The following is a 242-nucleotide window of genomic DNA, read 5'->3' as shown; positions in this document are numbered from 1 at the left end:
ACCGGATTTTGTGCGTCTGGCAGAAAGTTACGGCGCAAAGGGAATCCGCGTGACAAAGAAAGAAGAGATAAAGGAGGCTTTTGAAGAAGCCGGAAAAAATACAACTGTGCCAACTTTGATCGAGTTTATCATTGATCCGGAAGAGATGGTTTATCCGATGATAAAACCGGGCGGAACACTGGAAGAAATGATTGTGGAATGTTAGAAGGGAGCGCGTGAATATGGAAAATAAAATGAAAAAA

General features: G+C 42.1%; 1 protein-coding gene. It reads left to right on the top strand.

Annotation, left to right across the window (positions count from 1 at the left end; all coding sequences use genetic code 11):
* Positions 1-205: thiamine pyrophosphate-dependent enzyme (locus NE668_RS09995; RefSeq protein ID WP_256196862.1), on the top strand; the 205-nt coding region annotated here is incomplete at its 5' end.
* Between the last annotated feature and the right edge of the window lie 37 nt (positions 206-242).

The organism is Veillonella parvula (assembly GCF_024461875.1).
GTDB classification, from domain to species: Bacteria; Bacillota; Negativicutes; order Veillonellales; family Veillonellaceae; genus Veillonella; species Veillonella parvula_I.
This window is presented reverse-complemented; position numbering and strand designations above follow the sequence as displayed.